A 24,666-nucleotide genomic window follows, 5' to 3' on the forward strand; every position below is an offset into this window, starting at 1 on the left:
GCCGGGTGGGTCAGCCGACCGGGGTCGGCTCCTTCTCGGCGGAGGCGTCGCCGGGCGCTGTGTTCTCGGCGTGCCAGTCGGCGCTGTCGGCGAGCGGCTTCTCCTTCAGGACGAAGGCGAGCACCAGGCCGACCGCGAAGACCGGCAACAGGTACAGGAAGATCGGGACGAGCGCTTCCTGGTAGGAGTTGACGACGGTCTCGCGCAGCGCCGGCGGGAGATCGCGGACCAGGGCGGGGGTGAGCGAGTCGCTGTCGCCGACCTTGGCCGCGGCCTCCGCCGGGAGGCCGGCGGCGAGCTTGTCGGTGAGGCGGCTGGCGAACACGGCGCCGACCACGGCGACACCGAGCGTCGCGCCGATCTCGCGGAAGAAGTTGTTCGCGGAGGTGGCCGTGCCGACCTCCGAGCCCGGGAAGTCGTTCTGCACGGCGAGCACCAGCGTCTGCATCATCAGGCCGACACCGGCGCCCGCGAGACCGACGTAGAGGCAGACGAGCCAGACCGGGTCGGAGACGTCGAGCGTCGACATCAGGTACGCGACGAGCATGATGATCGCGGTGCCGACGATCGGATAGATCTTGTAGCGGCCCGTCCTGGACATGATCGCGCCGGACGGCAGGGCGGTGCCCATGATGCCGACGACCATGGGGATCAGCAGCAGCCCGGACTCGGTGGCGGACTTGCCGTAGACCATCTGGAGGTAGGTGGGCATGTACCCGACGATCGCGAACATGCCGAGGCCGATGACGATCATGCCGAGCAGCGTGGCCACGTTGAAGATCGGGCTGCGGAACAGGTGGAGCGGGATCACCGGCTCCTCGGCGCGCTTCTCCGCGACGAAGAACAGGACCCAGGCGATCACCGCGCCGACGCCGAGACCGATGACCAGCGGGTCGGACCAGGCGTACTGGGTGCCGCCCCAGCTCGCGAAGAGGACGGTGCAGGTGACGGCGGCGGCCATCAGGGCGGTGCCGAGGTAGTCGAGCGTGACCTGGACGGTCTTGCGCGGCAGCTTGATCGCGACGGCGGCGACGAAGAGGGCGAGGACACCGAGCGGCAGGTTGACCCAGAACGCCCAGCGCCAGGAGTGCTCGTCCGTGAACCAGCCGCCGAGCAGCGGTCCCACGACGGAGGACAGACCGAAGACGGCGCCCATCGGTGCCATGTACTTGGCGCGCTCACGCGGCGGCACGAGGTCGGCGATGATCGCCTGCGAGGTGATCATGAGGCCACCGCCGCCGAGGCCCTGGAGGGCGCGGCCCGCGATCAACGTGCCCATGTTCTGGGCGAGTCCGCAGACCACCGAGCCCACCAGGAACAGGGCTATACCGGCGAGGAAGATGTTCTTGCGGCCCATGAGGTCGCCGAGCTTGCCGTAGACCGGCATGCCGATGGTGGCGGCGAGGATGTAGGCGGTGGTGATCCACGCCATGTGCTCGATGCCGTTGAGCTCGCCGACGATGGTCGGCAGGGCGGTGGAGACGATGGTCTGGTCGAGGGCGCCGAGCAGCATGGTCAGCATCAGCGCGGCGAAGATCAGCCCGAAGTTGGCCGGCTTGACCGTGCTTTCCGCGCTCTCCGCGCTCTCTGCGCTCTCTGCGCTCTCTGCGCTCTCTGCGCTCTCGGTGGGATCGCTGTCGATGCCCTCGGTCGCGGGGGCGTGCGTCATTGCGTGGTTCTCCGATGTACGTACGGGTGTGGATGGTTCGGCTGACCGTGCGGCATGGGGAGAGCGGTGGCCGCGTACGGGTGGTGCGGGGTCCTGGGAGAGGTGCGTCGTGGGGCGTGCCTACCGCACCGCGGCCTGCCCGAGCAGCGTGCGCAGGGTCGTGAAGGACTCCCGTACGCAGACCGCGGGGCCGCCGCGGTTCTCGCCCGTCCGCGACCACCTCTTGAGCGCGCTGCGGACGGTCGCCATGGCGATGCCCGCGAGCAGTTCGGCGCTCTCCCCCTGGGCGGGGGTGCCGGTACGCCGGGCGATCGTGCGGGCGAGTTCGCGCTCCGCCGCCTCGCACTGGGCGAGGAAGGTGGCGAGGACGGACGGCACACCCTCGGCGATACGCAGCATGTCCTCCAGCTCCTGGGGGCTGGGGGCCGCCTCCTGGAGGTGGTCGGCGAGCACGTCGCCGAGGTCGCGCAGGACGGCGTCGGTGTCCTGGCCGGTCCCTTCGGCGAACCGGTCGGCGAGGGCGGGCGGCAGACTGCCGGGCAGGGCGAACAGCGCGGCTTCCTTGCTGGGGAAGTAGTTGAAGAAGGTACGGGGTGAGACACCGACCTCGGTGCTGATCATCTCGACCGTGACGTGCGCGAAGCCCAGTTCGCGGACGAGCCGCACGGTGGCGGCGTGCAGCTCGGCCCGGGTACGGCGGCGCCTGCGGGCGCGCAGCCCCTCGGTGGGGGCGCTCGGCTGCGGGTCGGTGGTGATCACGCGGAGGATTCTTGCACACCGTGCAAACTTGCGGTCACTCCACCCCGCCCCGCCCACCTCCACCCCGTCCCGATCCCTGGCGATGCGCGGAGACCGCCCTCCGGGCTAGCCTGGTATGTCCGTATTGCGGCAACGATGTGGGGTTCCCGATGCATCCGACGCACGCACGTCCTGTCGTGGCCGCCGCCGTCGCCGCGGTCGCCCTCATCTCCCTCGCGATCCCCGCCGCCTGGGCGGGACCGTCCGCCGCGAAACCGGCACCCTGCGCCGAGAAGGATCTGACGGTGCGCGCCGAGCCGTCCGACGACAGCGACGGCGTGCTGAGGCTGAGCGTGCGCAACGACTCGGCGCGGGCCTGCCTCGTCGACCGCGTCCCCACCGTCACCTACGGCGATCTCGACGGGGCCGCCCTGCCCGTGCCGGCCCTGCCGCACGCCGGGCGGGAACTGGCCGGGCACAGCACCGCCTACGCGGCCGTCCGCTCCCTGTCGGACTCCAAGGACGCCGAGGAGGAGGCCCGTACCGTCCTGTCCGTGCATGTGGCCGCCGTGCCGGACCACGACGGCCGTACGTTCCAGGTGCTGAAGCTGGGTGCCCCGGCCGGGCTGCGCGTCTTCGAGCCGGTGACCACGCTCTGGCAGACGTCCCAGGAGCGGGCGGCGCAGGTGCTCCACGAGGAGACGACCGGCCGGGGCATCCTCGCCGTCTAGGAGGCTCTCAGGCGCTCACCGCTTCTGCTCCACGCGGACCCGGTCCACCTCCGCCTGGACACCGCCGCGCGCGATCGCGTCCACGCTGGACTGCGGAAGCCCCCAGCAGGGCTGGGTGACCTTGTTCCAGCCCGCCGGACAGGCGCCGCCTACGGGGTCGAGTGGACCCCGCCCGAACTGCGCTTCACCGTCGACGACCAGGTCGTGCAGCGCTCCACCGGTATGCCACTGGTCGGCCAGGCCGCCGTCGGGACAGTGCTGCCGCGCGCCGATGCTGCCGTCCGCGGAGCAGCCGGGGCCGTGCAGCGCGGGGCTGGTCCAGTCGCCGTAGCCGATGTTCTCCATGATGTCGGTCTCGCCCGACGCGGGCCATGACACCGAGGGGTCGTCCACGTCGCTGCCGAGCAGCCAGAAGGCGGGCCAGAACCCGTCGCCGACGGGCAGCCTCATTCGCACGCTGACCTTGCCGTAGGTGCCCTCGCAGTACTTGGCGGCGAGGACCAGGTTGCCGTTCTGCGTGCGGACGGAGTCGGTGGAGTCGACGCAGGCCTGCGACCCGCCGTTGACCGGGCAGCGCTCTCGGCGGAAGGTATGAGTCCCCGTCTCCGAGTGTCAAGCGTGCCGGAGGGGACGGATGTGAAGGACTCCTTCCGTCACTTCCTGAATCGCCGACGACGAGCAACTGCCCACTTTGGGCGTTTTGTTGGGGCTGCGCCCCCCGAATCGCCGCGAACTTCGGTCACAACTCTTGACGCCCGTTTCACACGCCTGAAGCATGCGTCGCCAGGAGAGCGCTCCCACCACCCCCACTCGTTCACTTCATGAACCAGGAGAGCCGCCGTGTCCCACCTCCCCCCGCCCCCTTCCCGTCGGACCGTCCTCGGCGCGGTCGCCGCCTCGGCCGCCCTGCCCGTGCTCGGTTCGGCGGTCGCCTCCGCCGCACCTGCCAAGCCGTCGGCCGAGTCGCGCGCACCCCTGGCCGGCGGCGGCGATCTCGGCCCCAACGTGATCGTCTTCGACCCCTCCACCCCCGGTATCCAGGCCAAGCTCGACGAGATCTTTAAGAAGCAGGAGACGGCGCAGTTCGGCACCGGGCGCTACGCGCTCCTGTTCAAGCCGGGCACCTACCACGGCCTCAACGCCCAACTCGGCTTCTACACCTCGATAGCGGGCCTGGGCCTGTCCCCCGACAACACCACCATCAACGGGGACGTCACGGTCGACGCGGGCTGGTTCGACGGCAACGCGACGCAGAACTTCTGGCGCAGCGCCGAGAACCTCGCGCTGGTGCCGGTCAACGGCACGAACCGGTGGGCCGTCGCGCAGGCCGCCCCGTTCCGCCGGATGCATGTGCGCGGCGGCCTCAACCTGGCACCCGCCGGATACGGCTGGGCCAGTGGCGGTTACATCGCCGACAGCCGCATCGACGGCAGCGTGGGACCCTACTCCCAGCAGCAGTGGTACACCCGTGACTCGTCCGTCGGCGGCTGGGCCAACGCCGTCTGGAACATGGTCTTCTCGGGCGTCGAGGGCGCGCCCGCGCAGAGCTTCCCCAACCCGCCGTACACCACCCTGAACACCACACCGGTCTCCCGCGAGAAGCCGTTCCTGTATCTGGACGGCGCGGAGTACAAGGTGTTCTTGCCGGAGAAGCGGACCAACGCACGCGGTACGAGCTGGGGCAGCGGCACCCCGCGCGGCACGTCGGTCCCGCTGAGCCAGTTCTACGTCGCCAAGCCCGGGGTGAGCGCGGCCACCATCAACGCCGCCCTGTCCCAGGGGCTGCACCTGCTTCTGACGCCCGGCATCTACCACCTCGACGCGCCGATCCGGGTGAACCGGGCGGGCACCGTCGTCCTCGGTCTCGGCTATGCCACGCTCGTCCCGGACGGCGGGGTCACCGCGCTCAAGGTGGCGGACGTGGGCGGGGTGCGGCTGGCCGGGTTCCTCATCGACGCGGGGCCCGTCAACTCCCCCGTCCTGCTGGAGGTCGGCCCGCAGGGCGCGTCCGCGGACCACTCGGCCGACCCGATCACCGTGCAGGACGTGTTCGTACGGATCGGCGGCGCGGGCGCGGGCAAGGCCACCACCAGCATGGTGATCAACGCGCGGCACACGATCGTCGACCACACCTGGGTGTGGCGCGCCGACCACGGCACCGGCGTCGGCTGGGAGACGAACCGCGCCGACTACGGCATCGTCGTCAACGGCGACGACGTGCTGGCCACCGGCCTGTTCGTGGAGCACTTCAACAAGTACGACGTGCAGTGGAACGGCCAGCGGGGACGCACGATCTTCTTCCAGAACGAGAAGGCTTACGACGCCCCGAACCAGGCCGCGATCCAGAACGGCTCGGTGCGGGGCTACGCCGCGTACAAGGTCGCCAACTCCGTGACCAGTCACGAGGGTTGGGGGCTCGGCTCGTACTGCTACTACAACGTGGATCCGACCATCCGGCAGGACCACGGCTTCGCGGCGCCGAACACGGCGGGCGTGAAGTTCCACGATCTGCTGGTGGTCTCACTGGGCGGCAACGGCCAGTACGAGCACGTGATCAACAACATCGGGGCCGCCACCTCGGGGACGTCCACCGTGCCGTCGACGGTGGTGTCCTACCCCTGACCGGTCTCACACCTTCGACATCCGCGCCGTCCTGGGGCGGGCCGCCCCGATGAGCGAGTCGTCGTGGACCCGGGCACCGGGCAGCCGGTGCCTGGCCGCGACGAGGGCGGCGTCGATGTCGCGGGTGCCGGTCGCGACGCACAGCGTGTAGGAGACGTCGTCCAGGCGGCGCCGCGCCTCGGCGCCGCCCTCGTCGGCGTCGAGCAGGCTGAGCGCCTCGTACTCGCGGACGAGATCGGCCAGCAGGGCGGGGTGGGCCAGCAGCATCGTGAGGGCTCCTTGTCGTCGCGGGGTCCTCGCCCTTGTGCCCTGCCGATCATCGGGCAAACGGACGGGTGCCGGCCCGTCGCGGGACCCGCGGTCAGGGGGCGGGCGCCGGCTCGACGGCGAGGAGCGTGGCGTCGTCCTGCAAGGGCCCGCGCGCGTAGTGGATCAGGTCGGCGGCGAGGGCGGCGGTGAAGGCGGCGAGGGCTGCCCGGCCCAGTTCGGCGGCGCGCTCGGCGAGGGGGTAGAAGGTGCCGGTGGCATCACGCGCCTCGGAGGCCCCGTCGGTGTGCAGCAGCATCCGGTCCCAGGCGGTGCGCGGGACGGGCTGGGCCGCGCACCAGCCGTGGGCGAGGTCGAGCAGGCCGAGCGGGGGCGCGGGGGCCGGCACGGCGGCGGGCACCGCGCCGCCGCCCCGCAGGAGCAGTGGTGGCGGATGGCCGCAGCAGACGAGCTCGGCGGAGCCGTCGTCGGCGACGCTCACGAACGTGGCGGTGACGAACCGGTCGGGCTCGTCGGAGTGGGCGACCAGCGAATGGAGCCGGACCGCGAGCACCTCCAACGACCGCTGACGCCCGGCCAGTTGATGCCAGGCGCGGAGTACGGCATCGGCGGTACGGGACAGTTCGGGGCCCTTCCCCATGACGTCCCCGATGAGCAGCCGGGTGCCGAACGGGGTGGCGACGGCGCCGTGCAGGTCGCCGCCCCTGCCGTCCTGCCGGGCGCCCGAGGTCAGGCGGCGGGCGCAGACGCTCAGGGTGCCGACCGTCTCCGGGAGCGAGCTCGTCGTACGCGGGCGGGTGGTCATGGGAGCCTTCCGGGGGCGGGCCGGGCGGGCGGTTCCGGCGGGAGGGGAGCGCGGCCGTTTCGATGTCCCGGAGAGTGTAGTCATCCGGGCGCTCTGTGTGACGGTTTCCCCGAAGCATGCACAGAATGTGCCCGGGGCATCCTGATCCTGGCACGCGCCAGGCTCGCGGGAGAAGGCAGTTTCCTCTTTTCCTTCGCCGCACGGACGAGGTTCCGCGCGCGCCACGGCACCGCCGCGTGGGGGCGATCCGCACCGGACGCCCGCACTCCACCGTCCCGGGTGCGACAAGGCAGGTCATGACGGCGGCCCGGGCCGCTACCGTGAGGAGGACGGACGTGCGCCGAAGTCCCGCGGAGGACGGATGGGCAACGATGCTGCACGGGGGCCCGGGCCGCTGCCGAGGTTGCGGCTCGACGAACTGCTCGAAGAACTCCAGGCGCGGATCGACGCCGTACGCGGCACCCGCGACCGTCTCCAGGGCCTGCTGGAGGCGGTCCTCTCGGTCGGCCAGGAGCTGAACCTCTCGCAGGTGCTGCGCCGCATCGTGGAGGCGGCGGTGGTCCTGGTCGACGCCGAGTACGGCGCCCTGGGCGTGATCGGCGAGGACCGGCGCAAGCTCTCGCAGTTCCTGCCCGTCGGCATCAGCGACACCCTGCGGGCCCGCATCGGCGACCTGCCCTCGGGGCACGGCCTGCTCGGTGAGCTGATCCGCCACCCCGAGCCGCTGCGGCTGCCCGAACTCGCGGACCACTCGGCGTCGTCGGGGTTCCCGCCGCACCATCCGCCGATGCACACCTTCGTGGGCGTTCCCATCCGGGTGCGCGACCACGTGTTCGGCAATCTGTACCTCACCCAGAAGCGGGGAGGCATGGATTTCGACGCCGAGGACGTGGCGGTGCTCCAGACCCTCGGCGCCGCCGCGGGCGTCGCGATCGAGAACGCGCGCCTGTACGAGGAAGTCCAACTCCGTGAGCGATGGCTCCAGTTGAGCGCGGAGTTCACCGGTAGCCTGCTGTCGGGCACCGCGGAGATGCCGGTGCTGCGGCTGATGGTGGAGCGCGCCCGGGAGATCGCCGCCGCGGACCTCGGCATGGTGGCACTGGTCATCCCCGGCACCGACGAGCTGCACGAGACGCTGGCGCTCGGACAGTACGCGGCGCCCCACCACGACGTGACGCTGCCGCGCAAAGGCACCTTCGCGGGCGCCGCGCTGGCCGCCGGCGAACTGGTCACGTCGGACGATGTGCTGGCGGACCCGAGGATCACCTATCAGCCGGCCCGCTGGAAGGGGCTCGGCCCCGCCGTCGCCGTGCCCATCGGCACCCACGAGACCGTGCGGGGCGTGCTGACGCTCGCCCGCCGCGCGGAGCGACAGCCCTTCTCCGCCGCCGAGTTGGTACCGCTGGTCGGGTTCGCCGGGCAGGCGGCGCTCGCCCTGGAGCTGGCGGACCGGCGCCGCGACGCGGAGCAGATGAGCCTGCTCGAGGACCGTGACCGCATCGCCCGGGACCTGCACGACCTGGCCATCCAGCGGCTGTTCGCGACAGGTATGACGTTGCAGAGCGCACAACGGTTCGTGCAGCATCCGCAGGCCTCGGAGCGGCTGATGCGGGCCGTCGACGACCTGGACACCACCATCAAGATCATCCGTTCGACCATCTTCGGCCTGCGGGAGCAGGAGGCACGGCCGACCGGTGCCGGGCTGCGGATCCGCACGGTGCGGGCCGTGGAGGACGCGGCGCGCGTGCTCGGCTTCACCCCGGCCCTGCGGATGGAGGGACTGATCGACGTGGACGTACCGCCGCCCGTCGCCGACGACGCCGTGGCCGTGCTCGGCGAGGCGCTGACGAACGTGGCGCGGCACGCGCACGCCTCCTCCGCCGAGGTCGCGCTCGTCGTACGGGGCGGCGCCCTGGCCCTGACCGTGGAGGACGACGGCGTCGGCATCCCGGAGGAGGTGACCGAGCACCGCAGCGGCCTCGCGAACATGGCGGCGCGCGCTCGCGGCCGGGGCGGCACGCTGACCACCACGACCCGGGCGAGCGGCGACGGCGCACGTCTGGAGTGGCACGTGCCGCTGCGGCCGGGGCAGTGACGGCGGCTACCGGGGGCGCGGTGGCAACCGGCTGGCCAGCACCGCCGCCTGGATCCGCCGCTCGACACCGAGCTTGGCGAGGAGCCGCGAGATGTTGTTCTTCACCGTCTTCTCGGAGAGGAACAGCCTGAGGCCGATCTGCCGGTTGGTGAGCCCCTCCCCGACGAGGACGAGGATGTCCCGTTCCCGCTCGGTGAGGTCGGCGACCCGGCCGTCGGCCGCGGTGGCGCTGTCGTCCTGTTCCGCGCTCGCGGCCTCGGGTCCGCGCAGGCTCCGCATCAGCCGCGCCGTCGTCGCCGGGTCCAGCATCGACTGGCCGGAGGAGACGGTGCGTACGGCGGAGACCAGGTCGGAGCCCTTGATCTGCTTGAGCACATAGCCGGCCGCCCCCGCCATGATGGCGTCGAGCAGCGCGTCGTCGTCGTCGAACGACGTGAGCATCAGACAGCTCAAGTCGGGCCGCTTCGAGCGCAGTTCGCGGCAGACGGTGATGCCGTCGCCGTCGGGCAGCCGGACGTCGAGCACGGCGACGTCCGGCCGCAGGGCGGGCCCCCGGGCGAGGGCCTGGGCCGCGGTGGCCGCCTCTCCGACGACCTCCATGTCCGGCTCGGCATCGAGCAGATCGCGCAGGCCGCGCCGGACCACCTCGTGGTCGTCGAGGAGCAGGATGCGAATGGGACGGTCCGCGGAGGAACCGGGTGGCTGTGGCATACGTCCCCCTCGGATGCGATGTCCCTCGATCATGGGGGCCTGCGCGGTGATCCGCCAGGGCCGAACGGTCCCGATCGGCTCGCCGCGCGGCCGTCACGCCGCCTCGTGACCGTAAGGGACGTAGGGATCCAGCAGCCGGGAGCGGGTGATGCTCAGCCGGTGGGCGAGGATGCCGCCGACCCACTGGGCGACGAACGAGCCGAGTCCCAGGTCCGACGCGCACATCAGACGCACGGTGACGGCGTCGAACTCGTGGGCGCGCACCGGGGTCTCGGTCTGCGCCCCGAGCTGCCACACGTAGGGCGAGAAAAGCCAGGACCAGCCGATCAGTTCGCCGCGTCCGAGCGATTCGACGATGGGCGCCCGCTGTCCGGGCACCCGCATGTCGAGGGCGACGCTGCCGCTGGCCACGATCCAGAAGCGGTCCGCGCGCGAGCCCTCCTCGAAGAGCCGGCGGCCTTGCGGGAAGGCCACCTCGCGGGAGATCCGCATCAGCCGGCCACGGTGTTCGTCGGGCAGGGTCTGGCTCATGCGCGGGGCCATGGTGGTCATGAGCTGCCTCCTTTCGGGGGCACCGCACGACGGCCGGGAACGTTTCCCTCCGGCGTCCTCCGCCGGGGCCGTGTGGGTCGGCGCGTGGCCCCGGCCGACGGTCGTCGCAACTTCCGGACTGCCGCCGTGCGCTACCTCCGACGATCGGGGACCCGCGCCGCACGGGCCAGGGGCCGAACGGCTCTGGCCAGGGGCCTGTCGGATCCGGGTCGGGTCCGCGGGCGCGCCGGGCGGGCAGGACGGTCAGCGCCTGGGGTCCCACGCGGGTGCGACCCGCAGCCAGTCGCGTTCCCAGGCGGCGAGGCGGCGCCGGTCCAGGACGCGGTGCAGGACCAGACGGCTCGTGACGGCGAACCCCGCCGTGACCGCGGCGACGAGGAACCCCGCGGCGAGAGTGTGGGACCAGATGTCGCCGCTGCCCCAGGGCGCCGTGGTGACGCCCCCGTGGAGGTCGAGCCAGACGGTGGTGGGGTCGCCGCGGTCGAGCCCCGCCTCGACGGGGGCGAGCGCGGTGATCGTGCGGCCCCGCCCGTCGCTCCAGCGCACCGTCACCGGGTAGGTGGCGGCGTCCTGGACGCCGGTGGTGGACGGCACGAACTCCGGTGCCGCTTCCAGCAGTCGGGCCCGCTGCATGTGGCGGGCGCCGTGTTCGGCGCGGGCCCGGTCGCGGGCGTCGGCGTGGGCCGCCCAGCCGCTCAGCGCTCCGAGGAGCGGTGCCACCAGGACGGCGAGCACGGCGAGCAGCAGCGCCGCCCGGGCCTCGATCACGTCCGACCTGCGGCGCAACGGGTTGTCGCGCGCTGTCCGGTTCGGCCTGCACCTCGTCATGGCGGCCCCCTGCCCTACGGTGGCGCGGCCGGGCCCCGCGCACACAGGGGCCGAACGACCCCTGTTCCAGAGCCGGTTCGCCTCTCGCGGCGCGCCCGGCGCGGGTGACAGGGTCCGTGGCACGACCTCGACCTGCGCGCAGTCGCCTGCCCGGCGCACGCGCCGCACCGTGCATCCGGTTCCTCGGGCGGACACGCGTGACCGCCCTCCTGCGTGGAACCCGTCACGGAGCACCGCACCCATGCCATCGAGAGGTTCCGCCATGACCAGCATGCGCATCCTGACCGTCGGGACGGACGGTTCGCACGAGAGCATGAGCGCCGCCGACTGGGCGGCTCGCGAGGCGCTTCGCCGTGGTCTGCCCCTGCGCCTGCTGCACGCCGACTGCGGCGAGCGCCCGGCCCCGCCACCGCACGACGTCGACCTTCCCGGACGGGGCGTCCTGGACCGCGCCGCCCTCCGACTCTCCTACCTGTACCCGTCGTTGGAGATCATCGCCCGCCGCCGCCCGGCGCCCGCGGTCGCCGCGCTCCTGGCGGCGGCAGCCGAGTCCGAGACGCTGGTGCTGGGCTCGCGCGGCTTCACCGGGTACTCCGGGTTCCTCGTCGGCTCGGTGGCGCTCGCCGTCACGGCGAGCGCCGAGCGGCCCGTCGTCCTGGTACGGGCCGGAGGACTCCCCGAGGACGAACGCGCCCGCGCCGGTGGCGCGTTCCTGCCGGTGGTCGTCGGCCTGGACGTGACCGGTCCGTCCGACGAGATACTGTCCTACGCCTTCGAGGCGGCGGCCCTGCGCGGTACGGAACTGCACGCGCTGCACGCCTGGACGCTGCCGCCGCTGCGGGCCGACGCGTCCGGCGTGACGGTGGCGCCGGGGGACGCGGCGCGCCGCGAGACGCTGCGCCGCCGTGCTCTGGAGGGCGCGCTCCAGGTGTGGCGCGCGAAGTACCCGGAGGTGCGGGTGGTGGAGCGCCTGCTGTACGGGCAGCCGGGCCACCATCTGCTGAAGGCGTCCACGGCGGCCGGTCTGACGGTGATCGGGCGCGACATCGACGCGGACCGGTTGGGCCGTACGGCGCACTCGGTGGTGCACCACGTGACCAGCCCCGTGGCGATCGTCCCGCACACGTGAGCGCCTCCGGGCTGCGCTCCCCCCGTCACCGCTCGTAGGCTCGGTCTTCCTCGACCGAAAGGCAGTGGCGCCGCATGTCCTCGTTCCGCCCCGCCCCGGCCTGGTTGTCCGAGGCCGTGTTCTACCAGATCTATCCGCAGTCGTTCGCCGACTCGAACGGCGACGGCATCGGTGACCTGCGCGGTATCGCCGAACGGCTCGACCATCTGGCCTGGCTCGGGGTCAACGCCGTCTGGCTCAACCCGTGCTTCGTGTCGCCTTTCCGCGACGCGGGCTACGACGTCGCGGACTACTTCTCGGTGGCGCCGCGCTACGGGACCGACGACGAGCTCGCCGCCCTGGTGGAGCTCGCCGGGCGGCGCGGTGTCCGGGTCCTCCTCGACCTGGTCGCCGGGCACACCTCCGACGAGCACCCGTGGTTCCGCGCGGCCGTGCGCGACGGCGCCGACCACCGGTACATCTGGAGCGCGGACGGGGTGCCTGAGGGGTTCGTGCCCTCCCCCGGGCCCCGGCCCGGCGGGTACCTGCCGAACTTCTTCGACTCCCAGCCCGCCCTCAACTTCGGTTACGCGCGCGAGAGTCCGGCCGAGCCGTGGCGGCAGCCGGTCGACGCCGAGGGTCCGCGCGCCAACCGGGCTGCCCTGCGCGCCGTCATGGACCACTGGCTGCGTCTGGGGGTCGCCGGGTTCCGGGTCGACATGGCGGCGTCCCTGGTGAAGGACGACCCGGACAAGCGGGCGACGTCGCAGCTCTGGACCGAGCTGCGGCACTGGCTCGACCGCGCCCACCCCGAGGCCGTGCTGCTGTCCGAGTGGGGCGATCCGCAGGTGTCCGTGCCGGCCGGTTTCCACGCCGACTTCTTCCTCCAGTTCGGCGGCCCGACGGACGGGCTCGCGATGCGCTCCCTGTGGAACAACGGGGCGGGCACGCGGAACGAGGCGTGGGACCCGCTGGACTGCTTCTTCGACGCGTCGGGGCTCGGCTCGCCCCGGCCGTTCGTCGAGGCCTGGCGCGCGGCGACCACCGCCCTGGGCGAGACCGGTTTCGTCTCCCTGCCCACCGCCAACCACGACTTCTCCCGCCTCAACTGCGGCCCGCGCGACGCGGCTCAGCTCCCGGCGGCCTTCGCCTTTCTGCTGACCTGGCCGACGCTGCCCGCGATCTACTACGGCGACGAGATCGGCATGCGGTACGTGCCCGGTCTGCCCGACACCGAGGGCAGTGTGCTCGGCCCGTACTACAACCGGGCCGGTTCCCGTACGCCGATGCAGTGGGACGAAGGCCCCGGCGCGGGTTTCTCGGCCGCGCCCGAGGACCGCTTCTACCTGCCGCTCGACCCGGACCCGCGGCGTCCCTCGGTCGCGGCGCAGCGCGCCGACGAGCGCTCCCTCCTGCATCTCGTGCGCCGTCTCGTCGCGCTGCGCACGTCGACCCCGGCCCTCGGCCCGCGCTCGCCGGTCGAGGTGCTGCACGAGGGGCATCCGTTCGTGTACGTGCGCGGCGGACGGTTCCTCGTGGTCGTCAACCCCGGCTCGAAGCGGCGCGGTTGGCAGGCGCCGGACGGCGGGCGGCTCGCGGGGGCGCGGGCGGTGGAGGTGTCCGGGGTGCGCGTGGGAGCGGACGGCACGGCGGTCGAGGCGGACGGGTTCGGCTACGGCGTCTTCGCGTTGGCGAAGGACTGAGACAGCACCGCGACGATGAGCGCACATCCGCGGGACGATCGTCCTCGACGACACCGGGGAGCCGCTGCCGGGCGGTGCTGTCCGGCCGCCGTCGGGCCGTTCGCGACGATCGCGACGATCGCGACGGGTAAGCAGGCACGAGGTCCGGATCGACACACGGCCGTTGATGATCAAGACTTCCTCCCATGCGATACGGCGTGAACCTCCTCAACTTCGGCTCCGGAACGACCCCCGAGAGCATGGTCCGGCAAGCCACGGACGCCCGGGACCTCGGCTTCGCCTTCGCGATGATCTCGGACCACATCGCGGTCACCGAGGACGTGCACGCGGTCTATCCGGCCCCGTTCTACGACCAGTTCCTCGCCGCGGCCCATCTCGCCGGGCGCGTACCAGGCCTGACCCTCGGCACGACGATCACCGTGATCCCCTACCGGCATCCGTTGCAGACGGCGCGGCTCGCCGCGAACCTCGACCGGATGACCGACGGCGGCTTCATCCTCGGCGCGGGCGTCGGCTGGTCCGCGGCCGAGTACCGCACCCTGGGCGTGCCGTTCGAGGAGCGCGGCGCGATCACGGACGAGTACCTGACGGCGATCCGGGCGGCGTGGACCCAGGACCCGTGCGACTTCGAGGGCCGGTACGTGTCCTTCGAGGGCGTCCGCACCGCGCCGGCCCCCGCGACGACCCCGCATCTGCCGGTCTGGGTGGGCGGTGACTCCCCCGCGGCGCTGCGCAGGGCGGCGCGGCTCGGCGAGGCGTGGCACCCGTTCCGGCCGACGCTCGCGGCGCTGCGCCGGCAGTTGCCCCGGCTGGCGGAGGAGGCCGACCGGGCGGGGCGGCCGACACCGGAGTTCGCGCCCCGCGTCCAGGTGGCGGTGGGCGCCGTGCCCGACACGGCGGACCGGCCGCTGGGGCACGGCAGCATCGAGCGGATCAGGGCCGACGTGGAGACGCTCGCGGAACTCGGGGCGACACACGTACTCTTCGACACGTATCCGGGGGACCCCGCGTCCCGCGGCAGCGCCGACGACGACCGGCGCGTACTCGAACTGATCGCTTCGGGCCTCCCCACGGGCGCCGCGGCGCGCTGACCGCCCAGCCCACCGGACACCCGTCGGACCGCCGGCCATCCGCCCCGAAGGCGGATGTCTCCGTCACGCAAACGAACCGCAAGCCTTGCGCTAATCTTGCGTTCCATGACGCGCAGACTTGCCCAGGTGGCGAAGAAGGTCGGAGTCAGTGAGGCCACGGTCAGCCGGGTGCTCAACAACAAGCCAGGCGTCTCGGAGGCCACCCGGCAGGCGGTGCTCACCGCGCTCGACGTGCTCGGGTACGAGCGGCCGACGCAACTGCGCGGTGAGCGGGCCCGGCTGGTCGGCCTGGTGCTGCCGGAGCTCCAGAACCCGATCTTCCCCGCCTTCGCGGAAGTGATCGGCGGCGCTCTCGCCCAGCAGGGACTCACCCCCGTGCTCTGCACACAGACCAAGGGCGGGGTCTCGGAGGCGGACTACGTGGAGTTGCTGCTGCAACAGCAGGTGTCCGGTGTGGTCTTCGCCGGTGGCCTCTTCGCGCAGGCCGACGCCGAGCACGGGCACTACCGGCGCCTCGCCGAGCGCAAGGTGCCGGTGGTGCTGGTCAACGCGACCATCGAGCGGCTCGGCTTCCCGTGCGTGTCCTGCGACGACGCGGTGGCGGTCGAGCAGGCGTGGCGGCATCTGTCCTCGCTGGGGCACCAGCGCATCGGCCTGGTCCTGGGCCCCGACGACCACATGCCCTCGCGCCGCAAGCTCACCGCGGCGCGCGCCGCCGCCCGCGCCGCCGGCGGGAAGCTCCCTGACGAGGCGGTGGAGCGGGCCATGTTCTCGCTGGAGGGCGGGCACGCGGCGGCGGCCCGCCTCCTGGAACGCGGCATCACCGGCATCATCTGCGCCAGCGACCCCCTCGCGCTCGGTGCCGTGCGGGCCGCCCGCCGCGCCGGGCTCGCGGTCCCCGGCGAGGTCTCGGTGGTCGGTTACGACGACTCGGCGTTCATGAACTGCACGGAGCCGCCCCTGACGACGGTGCGCCAGCCCATCGAGGCGATGGGGCGCGCGGCGGTCGAGCTGCTGGTCGCGCAGATCCAGGGCGGCGCCGTCCCGCCCGGCGAGCTGCTCTTCGAACCGGAGCTGGTGGTACGGGGCTCGACGGCGCCGCCGTCGGCGACCACCTGAGCGGCCTCTCCTGAGCGGTGGCGCCGGGCCGCCCGGAAACGGACGTGACGGGTCCGCCGCGCGTCAGCGGTTCCCGGCGTCAACTCCCCCACGCACCCCGCCTGTTCATTTTTTGCGGAGTACGCGCGACATCTTGCGGACATCCGTCGTCGGTGCTTGAGTGTGGCACGCCCCGGCACGCACCTCCCCGTGCATCCAGTGCCGCAGGCCGCCACGTTCCTGCCTGCACAGGCTCAGGCCCGAAGGGGACCCACCGATGAGAAGCAGCACCTGGTCACGCCCTGCCCGCCGAACGTCCGCGGTGGCCATCGCCACCGCTCTCGCCCTGGGCTCCCTCGCGGCCTGCGGCACCAGCAGCAGCTCCGACGACGAGGGATCGGGCGGCGCCGGGTCGAAGGCCGACATCAGCGCCCCGCTCGACCCCAGGACCAAGGTCACGCTGACCATCGACTGCATGCCGCCGAAGGCGAAGGCGGCCGAGCTGAAGGAGTGGCAGGAGGACGTCAAGGAGTTCAACAAGAAGTACCCGAACGTCACGATCGACGGGAAGGCGACCGCGGGGCAGTGCGAGGAACCGGCCCGGTTCACCGCCGCCCTCAAGGCGAAGTCGCAGCCCGACGTCTTCTACACGTACTTCACCGATCTCCAGCAGGTCCTCGACAACAACGGCGCCGAGGACATATCGGCGTACGTCACGCCCAAGACCGTCCCGGCGATCGACTCGATCGACCCGAACGTGATGAACGCCCTGAAGAAGGACGGCAAGCTGTACGGCCTGCCGACCAGCAACTACACGATGGGCCTGCTCATCAACCGCAAGCTGTTCCAGCGGGCCGGGCTCGACCCGGACCGGCCGCCGGCCACCTGGGACGAGGTCCGCACCGCCGCGAAGAAGATCGCGGGGCTCGGCAACGGCATCGCCGGGTACGGCGAGTACAGCGCGGAGAACACCGGCGGCTGGCACTTCGCGGCGACGGTGTACGGCCTCGGCGGGGACATGGTCACCGCCGACGGCAAGAAGGCCGCGTTCAACGACGCGACCGGCAAGCGGGTCGTCCAGCAGCTCCACGACATGCGCTGGACCGACAACAGCATGGGCAAGACGCAGCTCCTGAAGTGGGGCGACCTCCAGAAGCAGATCGCCTCCGACAAACTCGGCATGTTCCTCGCCGCGCCCGACGACGTGACGTACATGGTGCAGCAACTGGGCGCCGCGTACGCGAACTTCGGGATGGGCCCGATCCCCGGCGGCAAGGCGACCCTGTTCGGTGGCAACGACTACATGATCAAGAAGGGGTCGTCGCCCGACAAGATCAAGGCGGCCGTCGCCTGGCTGAACTTCAGGACGCTCACCCCCGGCAAGGGCCAGTTCCAGTGGGAGCGCACCAAGGCCGACAAGCTGCCCGTCGGACTGCCGCAGCCGAACTTCTTCACCGGTGAGGTCAAGGAGCGGGACCTGAAGTCCCGTACCGACAACGCCACCATGCCGGTGGAGAACTTCAAGCCGTTCATGGACAACCCGGTGCCCGGCAAGGCGGAGCCGCCGAAGGCGCAGGAGATCTACAAGGTCCTCGACAACGTCATGTCGGGCGTGCTGACCAACAAGGACGCCGACATCGACAAGCTCCTGTCCACCGCCGAGAGCCAGGTCAACCAGGTGCTGGCGAACCAGTAAGCCACCGCCCCGAAGGTGTCCGTGATCCGAGGAGTGACCATGTCGGCCCCGACGCTGCCCGCGAAGTCCCCGCAGGCCGCACCGCTTGTCAAGCGCCAACCCGCTCCGAGCGACGGCTCGTTGGCGCGCGCCGTGCGACGCAACCTCTCCGCCCACGGCTTTCTGATCGGCGCGGTGCTCTGCTTCTCCTTCTTCTCCTGGTACCCGATGGTCAGGGAGTTCGTCCTGGCCTTCCAGAAGACGAAGGACGGCCGCACCACCTGGGCCGGCTGGTCCAACCTCACCTACGTCCTCAACGACCCGGCCTTCTGGCAGGCCTGGCGCAACACCCTCCTGTTCACCGCCCTGGCCCTGGTCCTCGGCTTCGCCGTGCCCTTCTTCGTGGCGGTGCTGCTCAACGAGTTCCGGCACGGCCAGGGCTACCTGCGGCTGCTCGTCTACCTGCCGGTGATGCTCCCGCCGGTCGCCTCCGTCCTGCTGTTCAAGTACTTCTACGACCCCGGGTACGGCCTGTTCAACCGGGTCCTCGGCATCGTCGGGATACCGGAACAGCAGTGGCTCCAGTCCACCGACACCGCGATGCTCTCCGTCGTCATCGCGGCGACGTGGATGAACATGGGCGGGGCGACCCTCATCTACCTGGCGTCGCTCCAGGGCATCCCCGGCGAGCTGTACGAGGCCGCCGAACTGGACGGCGCGGGCCTGTGGCGCAAGATCTGGCACGTGACGATCCCGCAGACGCGGCTGATCCTCTCCCTGATGTTCCTCATGCAGATCATCGCGACGATGCAGGTCTTCACGGAGCCCTTCCTGCTGACCAACGGCGCGGGACCGGAGGGCTCCACGACGACCGTCGTCTACCTCATCTACCAGTACGCCTTCAACTTCAACAACTACGGCGGCGCGGCGGCTCTCGGCCTCGTCCTGCTCGTCCTGCTCGCGGCCTTCTCCGCGGTGTACGTACGCCTCAGCCGCTCATCGGACGACTGACCGCCACGGGAGTGGGGATTCACCGACATGGCAACCGACACGATGCGCCCGCGCACCCTGATCTCCCCGGCGTCGCTCGGCCGGCGCCGCGGGAAGATCATCTACTGGACCGTCTTCGGCGTGACCGTCGCCCTGTTCACCCTGGTCTTCCTCGGCCCGCTGTACTGGATGGTCACCGGCGGCCTGAAGACGACCGCCGAGATCGTCCAGTCCCCGCCGACCCTGGTGCCGCACAGCACGCACCCGGAGAACTACCAGGACGCCTGGCGCGTGATGGACCTCGCCAAGCTCCTGTTCAACACCGTCTACTACGCGTTCGGCGCGCTCGCCTTCCAACTCGTCCTCGACGTGGCCGCCGCGTACTCCCTGTCGAAGCTGCGGCCCCTGTTCGGCAACGTCATCCTCGGCATGATGCTGGCGACCCTGATGATCCCGGCGACCGTCCTCGTCGTCCCGCAGTACCTGACCGTCCTCGACGTACCGATCTTCGAGCGCAACCTGCTCAACAGCCCCTGGGCGATCTGGCTGCCGTCCGTCACCAACGCGTTCAACATCTTCCTGCTCAAGCGGTTCTTCGACTCGATCCCGCAAGAACTGCTCGACGCCGCCTCCATCGACGGCGCCTCGGCGCTTCGCACCCTGCGCTCCGTGGTCCTGCCGATCTCCCGGCCGATCCTCGGCGTGGTCTCCATCTTCGCGGTCATCGGCGTGTGGAAGGACTTCCTCTGGCCGATGCTGACCCTGCCCGACCCGGCCAAGCAGACCCTGAACGTCGGGATCTACTCACTGGCCAACGGCGTTCCGCAGAATCAGCTCATCGCCGCGCTCACCATCGCCTCGGTGCCGACGCTGCTCCTGTTCCTGCTCTTCCAGCGCAACATCATGAGCGGCCTGACCGCCGGCGGCCTCAAAGGCTGACGCCCCGGTCCTTCCCCTCACCTCTCCTGTGTGCGCCGCCGCGGTCCGCCGCGGCGCGCCTCCCCCTGCCCGAAAGGACCCTTCGTGGTGGCCGACGACTGGTGGCGTTCCGCAGCCATCTATCAGGTGTACGTCCGCAGCTTCGCCGACGGCGACGGCGACGGGACGGGAGATCTCTCCGGCGTCCGAGCGCGCCTGTCCTACCTGGCGGAGCTCGGCGTCGACGCGATCTGGTTCACCCCCTGGTACCGCTCGCCGCTCGCGGACGGCGGCTACGACGTCGCCGACTACCGCGCGATCGACCCGGCCTTCGGCACGCTCGCCGAGGCGGAGAAGCTGATCGAGGAGGCCAGGGACCTCGGCATCCGCGTGATCGTCGACATCGTCCCGAACCACGTGTCCGACCAACACCCCTGGTTCCAGGCGGCGTTGGCGGCGGGCCCCGGCAGCCCCGAGCGGGAGCTGTTCCACTTCCGTCCCGGCCGCGGCGAGGACGGCTCGCTACCACCCAACAACTGGCCCTCGCAGTTCTCCGGCGACACCTGGACGCGGGTGCCCGACGGGGAGTGGTACCTGCACCTGTTCACCGCGCAGCAGCCGGACCTCAACTGGGCGCATCCCGCGGTCCGTCAGGAGCACGAGGACGTCCTCAGGTTCTGGTTCCAGCGGGGCGCGTCCGGGGTGCGGATCGACTCGGCCGCGCTCGTCGCGAAGGACCCCGAGCTGGCCGACGCCGCCGACGGCGACGAGAGCGGCTACGTCGACCGCGACGAACTCCACGACATCTACCGCGCCTGGCGCGCCGTCGCCGACGAGTACGACGGCGTCCTGATCGGCGAGCTGTGGGTACCGGACCCGGAGCGCTTCGCCCGCTACCTGCGCCCCGACGAACTGCACACCGCCTTCAACTTCGACTTCCTGACCCGCGCCTGGGACGCGGCCGAACTGCGTGCCTCGATCGACCGCACCCTCGCCTACCACGCGCCGGTCGGCGCGCCCGCCACCTGGGTGCTCTGCAACCACGACGTGACCCGCACCGTCACCCGCTACGGCCGCGCCGACACCCGCTTCGACTTCGCCACCAAGCGGTTCGGCACACCGAGCGACCTGACGCTCGGACTGCGCCGCGCCCGCGCCGCGGCCCTGCTCTCGCTCGCCCTGCCGGGAGCCGTATACCTGTACCAGGGCGAGGAGTTGGGGCTGCCCGAGGTCGAGGTGGCGCGCGAGCACATCGAGGACCCGATGCACTTCCGCTCCGGCGGTGTCGACCCGGGGCGCGACGGCTGCCGGGTGCCGATGCCGTGGTCCGCGCGGGGGGTCTCGTACGGCTTCGGGCCCGCGGGCGAACCCTGGCTGCCGCAGCCCGCGGACTGGGGGGCGTACGCGGCCGAGGACCAGGCCGCCGATCCCACCTCGATGCTGTCCCTCTACCGTGCGGCGTTGCGTCTGCGCGGCAACCAACCGGGTTTCACCGGGGCCGAGTTGACCTGGCTCCCCGCACCCGAGGGTGCGCTGTCCTTCACGCGCGAGGACGGCCTCGTCTGCGTCGTGAACCTGGGCGCCGCGGAACCCGTCCGGCTGCCTCCGCACGAGAGGATCTTGTTGTCCAGCAACGCCCTCGACCACGCGGGCCGGCTGCCGCGCGACACGGCGGTCTGGCTGCGGACCGCCTCCGCGTCGTAGGAGCCCCTACGACGTCCGGACCGCCGCGCCCCGGCGGACGGACGTACACGGCATACGCCCCACCCGGTCGTCCGTTCGACCGTGACGGCCGGGACGGGCGTCCCGAAGGACATTGACATATGCCAGAAGCACCACCGCATCGTGTATGGCGAAATGCCTTACGAGCCCCGGCGGCCTGTGCCACAGTCGTAACCGGTCCTCCCATTCGCCGTGGCCCCTGCGCCTGCATCGGAGTGCGTCATGTCCCCCCATGTCTTCGCGGACCGCCCGCCCGGCCAACCGCCGGAGCGTGGCACGGTCGACGCGCTGATCTCGCAGACGCGTCGCCTGCTCGGTGACGTCGACGCGGTGCGCCGCGAGGCCACGGGGCCCACCGCCGACGGGACGGACCCCGAGGCCCGGTGGCAGCGCGCCCTGTACGAGCTGGCGGTGCATCAGCTCAACGACCTGGACAGGCATCTGGCGCAACTGCGCGACGGCCCCGCCACCCGCGCCACACCCCCGCCCCCGCGGAGCGCGGCCCAGCGGCAGCGGGGATCACTGCTCAGCCGGGTCGGCAGCGCCGAGTGGAACCTGCTCACCGACGAGGCCACCTGGTCGGAGGAGCTGTACCGGATCCTCGGCCGGGACCCGGACGCGCCCGCCCTGACCCTCGACGAGCTGCCCGCCCTGGTGCACCGCGAGGATCAGCCGATGCTGACGGCGATGGTCACGGACTGCCTGATCGACGGCAAACCGATCGACGGGGAGTTCCGCGTCGTGCGCCCGGACGAGTCCCTGCGCACGGTGCACATGATGGGCGAACCCGTGCTCGACGCCGACGGCTCGACCGCCTCCATGTGGGCGGTCGTGCGGGACGTCAGCGAACTGCGGCGCAGCCAGCGCGCGGTGAGCGAGACCCGTGACTCGCTCCAGCGTCAGCGGCACATCGCGCAGACCGAGCACCGGCTCGCGGTCGAGCTCCAGGAAGCCGTGCTGCCGCCGTGGCGTGGCTCCCTGCGGCTCCCGCGCAGCACACCCGACGCACCTGACACGACCGACGGCCTCGACGTGGCCGCCCGGCACCTTCCCTCCTTCGCCGGCGCCCCGTCCGGCGGCGACTGGTACGACGTAGCCGAACTACCGGACGGCCGCGTGCAGTTGACGGCCGGTACTCTCACCGGCCACGGTGTCGCGGTCGCCTCGGCCATGGCGATGCTGCTCGGCGCGGTGCGCGCCATGGCTCTCTGCGACACCGCCCCGGACGACCTCCTCTCCCGGCTGAACGATCTCCACTCCGGTTCCCCGGCGTCCTCCCCGGCCGCCGCCGTGTGCTGCCGGTACGACCCGGCGGCCCGCACGCTGGCGTGGGCGCAGGCGGGACACCCTCCCCCGCTGCTCTTCCGCGACGGGGCGGGGCGTGCGCTCACGTCACCCGAGGGCGCGGCCCTCGGAGCGGCCTCCCGTGCCGGGTACGGGCAGGCGGAGGAGACCCTGCGCCCCGGCGACGTCCTGGTGCTCCACACCGACGATCTGACGGCGCGGCTCGGCAGGAACCTCGGCAGGGACCGGCTTCTCGCCCTGGCACCGGCTCTGACCACGGCCCGAGGCGCACAGGAGTGCCTACGGGTGATCGTGGACGCGTTCGGCGCGCAGGAGCGCGAGGACGACGCCTGTGTGCTCGTCGCCCAGGTGGCGGGGGGATAGCGGGGCGTTCCCGAGAGCCCTACGCCTGGACGCGCTTCCCGGACGGCCTGGGCAGGGCCAGCTTGATCTCCTGGCGCAGGTCCTCGATCTTCGGATAGCCCGCGAACTGGCCGGTGAGCCGGTACATCTCACGCAGCCGGTCCCAGGTGCGATGGGAGGAGTTCGACCCCATCGACGAGAGCGCCAACCGTGCGTACCGGTCCGCCTGTTCGGGGTCGTCGGCGATGAAGCAGGCCGAGGCCATGGACAGATGGTCGAAGATCTTCGAACGGTCGCGCCCGCCCGCGCGCAGCGCCAGAGCCTCCTTCGCGTGGCGCTGCGCGATGATCGCGGCGCCCGGCTCGTGCTCGGCGAGGGTGCGGTAGGCCAGGGCCTGCATGCCGTGCAGGTCCGCCTCGTCGAACATCTGCATCCAGCTCGGCGGTTCCACGTCGCCCCGGTCGGAGACGAAGAGGTCCTCCGCCTGGCCGAGGGTGCGGCGCATCGCCTGCCCCTTGCCCAGTGACGCCTGTGCCCAGGCCTCGATGGTGTAGAGCATGGCCTGCGTCCGGGGCAGTACCTCCTCGCCCGCACCGGACTTGGCGAGCTTCATCAGGTCGAGCGCCTCGTCGGGCGCGCCCAGGTGGATCTTCTGACGGGCGGCCCGTGAGAGGGCCTCGCCGGCCCGCGGCCGGTCGCCGCCCTCGCGCGCGGCGTGCGCGGCGATGACGAAGTACTTCTGGGCCGTGGGTTCGAGGCCCACGTCGTGGGACATCCAGCCCGCGAGGACCGCGAGATTGGCGGCGACGCCCCACAGGCGCCGCTGGAGATGGTCGGGGTGTCGGTAGGAGAGCATCCCGCCGACCTCGTTGAGTTGGCCGACGACTGCCTTGCGCTGCAACCCGCCACCGCGGGAGGCGTCCCAGGCACGGAACACCTCGACCGAGCGCTCCAGTTCCTCGATCTCCTGCGACCCGATGGGGGCGGCCTCGTAGCGGTCGAACCCAGCGGGGTCGGCGTGCAGGGGATCGTGGGGGGTGGGAGCGTCGGCCGCGAGGGCCGGGTCGGTGTGCAGCCAGTCGTGCATGGCGCTGCTGAGTGCGGAACCCGCGGCGAGCGCGGCACCCGCGCCCACCAAGCCGCGTCGGTTGAGCATGAGGTCCATTCCCGTGAATTCGGTGAGGACCGCAGCCGTCCGCTCGGGCGCCCACGGCACGCCGTCGGGGCCCTGTTGTTCCAGGCCTCCGTCGCTCTGCCGTTTCCCCGTGCGCCCGCGCCGGACGAGACCGAGATCCTCGATGGTCACGACACGGCCGAGTCGCTCGGTGAACAGCGCCGCCAGCACCCGGGGCACCGGATCGCGCGGGATCTCTCCCGTGTCGATCCAACGCCGCACCCGCGAGGTGTCCGTCGCCAGTTGGGGGTGGCCCATGGCCGCCGCCTGCCGGTTGACGAGTCGCGCGAGTTCACCTTTGGACCAGCCGGCCAGGCCGAACAGGTCGTTCAGGCGGGTGTTGGGTTGTCCGTTCACGTAAGCCCCCAGGTTCTCGGCTGAAAATGACAGTAGCCCTCTGTCAGTTGCAGAGCGACTATTCGCCAGGGTTCGCCAGGGTGCGCCAGCTGTTGTGCTCCTGCCCCCGCGGTGTCAGGTAGGAATGCGCCACCCCGACCCGGTCGCCGCGGGACATTCCCCAGG

The 24,666-nt window shown here is 71.7% G+C and carries 20 protein-coding genes and 1 pseudogene; 12 read left to right on the forward strand and 9 right to left on the reverse strand.

Annotation, left to right across the window (positions count from 1 at the left end; genetic code table 11):
* Positions 1-10 precede the first annotated feature (10 nt).
* Positions 11-1,669, reverse strand: a complete 1,659-nt coding sequence (locus ACIRF8_RS19255) for an MDR family MFS transporter (protein ID WP_404216382.1) — start codon at positions 1,667-1,669, stop codon at positions 11-13.
* A 120-nt stretch (positions 1,670-1,789) separates the two neighbouring features.
* Entirely contained in the window at positions 1,790-2,428 is a 639-nt protein-coding gene (locus ACIRF8_RS19260) for a TetR/AcrR family transcriptional regulator (protein WP_404216384.1), read from the reverse strand.
* 149 nt (positions 2,429-2,577) lie between these two features.
* On the opposite strand from ACIRF8_RS19260, the gene ACIRF8_RS19265 reads away from it, so the two are divergent.
* A complete protein-coding gene (locus ACIRF8_RS19265) occupies positions 2,578-3,138 on the forward strand; it encodes a DUF4232 domain-containing protein (protein WP_404216386.1) in 561 nt (186 codons plus the stop codon).
* A gap of 15 nt (positions 3,139-3,153) precedes the next feature.
* On the opposite strand, the pseudogene ACIRF8_RS19270 reads toward ACIRF8_RS19265, so the two are convergent.
* Positions 3,154-3,717, reverse strand: a pseudogene (locus tag ACIRF8_RS19270) (glycoside hydrolase family 16 protein); the annotation flags it as partial.
* Between the two features lie 261 nt (positions 3,718-3,978).
* On the opposite strand from ACIRF8_RS19270, the gene ACIRF8_RS19275 reads away from it, so the two are divergent.
* Positions 3,979-5,760: a coagulation factor 5/8 type domain-containing protein gene (locus ACIRF8_RS19275; RefSeq protein ID WP_404216388.1), complete on the forward strand. Its 1,782-nt coding sequence runs from the start codon at positions 3,979-3,981 to the stop codon at positions 5,758-5,760.
* A 6-nt stretch (positions 5,761-5,766) separates the two neighbouring features.
* On the opposite strand, the gene ACIRF8_RS19280 is transcribed toward ACIRF8_RS19275, so the two are convergent.
* Positions 5,767-6,027: a DUF5133 domain-containing protein gene (locus ACIRF8_RS19280; protein ID WP_404216390.1), complete on the reverse strand. Its 261-nt coding sequence runs from the start codon at positions 6,025-6,027 to the stop codon at positions 5,767-5,769.
* Between the two features lie 94 nt (positions 6,028-6,121).
* Positions 6,122-6,832, reverse strand: coding sequence for a PP2C family protein-serine/threonine phosphatase (locus tag ACIRF8_RS19285; protein WP_404216392.1), 711 nt, complete (start codon positions 6,830-6,832; stop codon positions 6,122-6,124).
* Positions 6,833-7,193: 361 nt separating this feature from the next.
* On the opposite strand from ACIRF8_RS19285, the gene ACIRF8_RS19290 reads away from it, so the two are divergent.
* Positions 7,194-8,927: a GAF domain-containing protein gene (locus tag ACIRF8_RS19290; RefSeq protein WP_404216394.1), complete on the forward strand. Its 1,734-nt coding sequence runs from the start codon at positions 7,194-7,196 to the stop codon at positions 8,925-8,927.
* 6 nt (positions 8,928-8,933) lie between these two features.
* Here ACIRF8_RS19290 and ACIRF8_RS19295 read toward each other — a convergent pair whose 3' ends face one another.
* The 3 genes from ACIRF8_RS19295 to ACIRF8_RS19305 form a co-directional block, all read right to left on the reverse strand.
* Positions 8,934-9,638 carry a response regulator gene (locus ACIRF8_RS19295; RefSeq protein WP_404216396.1) on the reverse strand — a complete coding sequence of 235 codons (705 nt, stop codon included), beginning with the start codon at positions 9,636-9,638 and terminating at the stop codon, positions 8,934-8,936.
* A 93-nt stretch (positions 9,639-9,731) separates the two neighbouring features.
* Positions 9,732-10,190 carry a Crp/Fnr family transcriptional regulator gene (locus ACIRF8_RS19300; protein ID WP_404216398.1) on the reverse strand — a complete coding sequence of 153 codons (459 nt, stop codon included), beginning with the start codon at positions 10,188-10,190 and terminating at the stop codon, positions 9,732-9,734.
* A gap of 243 nt (positions 10,191-10,433) precedes the next feature.
* The gene (locus tag ACIRF8_RS19305; RefSeq protein ID WP_404216400.1) at positions 10,434-11,018 is read right to left on the reverse strand and encodes a hypothetical protein; all 585 of its coding nucleotides are present in this window, start codon (positions 11,016-11,018) and stop codon (positions 10,434-10,436) included.
* Between the two features lie 262 nt (positions 11,019-11,280).
* On the opposite strand from ACIRF8_RS19305, the gene ACIRF8_RS19310 reads away from it, so the two are divergent.
* The 9 genes from ACIRF8_RS19310 to ACIRF8_RS19350 all read left to right on the forward strand — a co-directional run bounded on the left by ACIRF8_RS19310 (position 11,281) and on the right by ACIRF8_RS19350 (position 22,991).
* Complete coding sequence (locus tag ACIRF8_RS19310; protein WP_404216402.1) at positions 11,281-12,147, forward strand: universal stress protein; 867 nt, start codon at positions 11,281-11,283, stop codon at positions 12,145-12,147.
* 74 nt (positions 12,148-12,221) lie between these two features.
* A complete protein-coding gene (locus ACIRF8_RS19315) occupies positions 12,222-13,829 on the forward strand; it encodes an alpha-amylase family glycosyl hydrolase (protein WP_404216404.1) in 1,608 nt (535 codons plus the stop codon).
* A 185-nt stretch (positions 13,830-14,014) separates the two neighbouring features.
* On the forward strand, positions 14,015-14,920 hold the full coding sequence (locus ACIRF8_RS19320) for a TIGR03619 family F420-dependent LLM class oxidoreductase (RefSeq protein ID WP_404216406.1): 906 nt from the start codon (positions 14,015-14,017) through the stop codon (positions 14,918-14,920).
* A 105-nt stretch (positions 14,921-15,025) separates the two neighbouring features.
* On the forward strand, positions 15,026-16,039 hold the full coding sequence (locus ACIRF8_RS19325) for a LacI family DNA-binding transcriptional regulator (RefSeq protein WP_404216408.1): 1,014 nt from the start codon (positions 15,026-15,028) through the stop codon (positions 16,037-16,039).
* A gap of 256 nt (positions 16,040-16,295) precedes the next feature.
* A complete protein-coding gene (locus tag ACIRF8_RS19330; protein ID WP_404216410.1) occupies positions 16,296-17,714 on the forward strand; it encodes an extracellular solute-binding protein in 1,419 nt (472 codons plus the stop codon).
* Between the two features lie 39 nt (positions 17,715-17,753).
* On the forward strand, positions 17,754-18,704 hold the full coding sequence (locus ACIRF8_RS19335) for a carbohydrate ABC transporter permease (protein ID WP_404216412.1): 951 nt from the start codon (positions 17,754-17,756) through the stop codon (positions 18,702-18,704).
* Positions 18,705-18,746: 42 nt separating this feature from the next.
* Positions 18,747-19,622 carry a carbohydrate ABC transporter permease gene (locus ACIRF8_RS19340; protein ID WP_404216948.1) on the forward strand — a complete coding sequence of 292 codons (876 nt, stop codon included), beginning with the start codon at positions 18,747-18,749 and terminating at the stop codon, positions 19,620-19,622.
* Between the two features lie 84 nt (positions 19,623-19,706).
* Positions 19,707-21,305: a glycoside hydrolase family 13 protein gene (locus ACIRF8_RS19345; protein ID WP_404216414.1), complete on the forward strand. Its 1,599-nt coding sequence runs from the start codon at positions 19,707-19,709 to the stop codon at positions 21,303-21,305.
* A gap of 240 nt (positions 21,306-21,545) precedes the next feature.
* Complete coding sequence (locus tag ACIRF8_RS19350; protein WP_404216416.1) at positions 21,546-22,991, forward strand: PP2C family protein-serine/threonine phosphatase; 1,446 nt, start codon at positions 21,546-21,548, stop codon at positions 22,989-22,991.
* A gap of 19 nt (positions 22,992-23,010) precedes the next feature.
* On the opposite strand, the gene ACIRF8_RS19355 is transcribed toward ACIRF8_RS19350, so the two are convergent.
* Positions 23,011-24,501, reverse strand: a complete 1,491-nt coding sequence (locus tag ACIRF8_RS19355; RefSeq protein ID WP_404216418.1) for a hypothetical protein — start codon at positions 24,499-24,501, stop codon at positions 23,011-23,013.
* Positions 24,502-24,666: the final 165 nt, after the last annotated feature.

Source organism: Streptomyces sp. NPDC102406, assembly GCF_044765725.1.
In the GTDB taxonomy this organism is placed as follows: Bacteria; Actinomycetota; Actinomycetes; order Streptomycetales; family Streptomycetaceae; genus Streptomyces.

Bases quoted from the DNA above. Each gene is read 5' to 3' on its own strand.
- ACIRF8_RS19255 (WP_404216382.1), bottom strand. From the start codon at position 1,669: ATGACGCACGCCCCCGCGACCGAGGGCATCGACAGCGATCCCACCGAG.
- ACIRF8_RS19265 (WP_404216386.1), top strand. From the start codon at position 2,578: ATGCATCCGACGCACGCACGTCCTGTCGTGGCCGCCGCCGTCGCCGCG.
- ACIRF8_RS19280 (WP_404216390.1), bottom strand. From the start codon at position 6,027: ATGCTGCTGGCCCACCCCGCCCTGCTGGCCGATCTCGTCCGCGAGTAC.
- ACIRF8_RS19285 (WP_404216392.1), bottom strand. From the start codon at position 6,832: ATGACCACCCGCCCGCGTACGACGAGCTCGCTCCCGGAGACGGTCGGC.
- ACIRF8_RS19290 (WP_404216394.1), top strand. From the start codon at position 7,194: ATGGGCAACGATGCTGCACGGGGGCCCGGGCCGCTGCCGAGGTTGCGG.
- ACIRF8_RS19295 (WP_404216396.1), bottom strand. From the start codon at position 9,638: ATGCCACAGCCACCCGGTTCCTCCGCGGACCGTCCCATTCGCATCCTG.
- ACIRF8_RS19300 (WP_404216398.1), bottom strand. From the start codon at position 10,190: ATGACCACCATGGCCCCGCGCATGAGCCAGACCCTGCCCGACGAACAC.
- ACIRF8_RS19305 (WP_404216400.1), bottom strand. From the start codon at position 11,018: ATGACGAGGTGCAGGCCGAACCGGACAGCGCGCGACAACCCGTTGCGC.
- ACIRF8_RS19310 (WP_404216402.1), top strand. From the start codon at position 11,281: ATGACCAGCATGCGCATCCTGACCGTCGGGACGGACGGTTCGCACGAG.
- ACIRF8_RS19315 (WP_404216404.1), top strand. From the start codon at position 12,222: ATGTCCTCGTTCCGCCCCGCCCCGGCCTGGTTGTCCGAGGCCGTGTTC.
- ACIRF8_RS19320 (WP_404216406.1), top strand. From the start codon at position 14,015: ATGCGATACGGCGTGAACCTCCTCAACTTCGGCTCCGGAACGACCCCC.
- ACIRF8_RS19325 (WP_404216408.1), top strand. From the start codon at position 15,026: ATGACGCGCAGACTTGCCCAGGTGGCGAAGAAGGTCGGAGTCAGTGAG.
- ACIRF8_RS19330 (WP_404216410.1), top strand. From the start codon at position 16,296: ATGAGAAGCAGCACCTGGTCACGCCCTGCCCGCCGAACGTCCGCGGTG.
- ACIRF8_RS19335 (WP_404216412.1), top strand. From the start codon at position 17,754: ATGTCGGCCCCGACGCTGCCCGCGAAGTCCCCGCAGGCCGCACCGCTT.
- ACIRF8_RS19340 (WP_404216948.1), top strand. From the start codon at position 18,747: ATGCGCCCGCGCACCCTGATCTCCCCGGCGTCGCTCGGCCGGCGCCGC.
- ACIRF8_RS19350 (WP_404216416.1), top strand. From the start codon at position 21,546: ATGTCCCCCCATGTCTTCGCGGACCGCCCGCCCGGCCAACCGCCGGAG.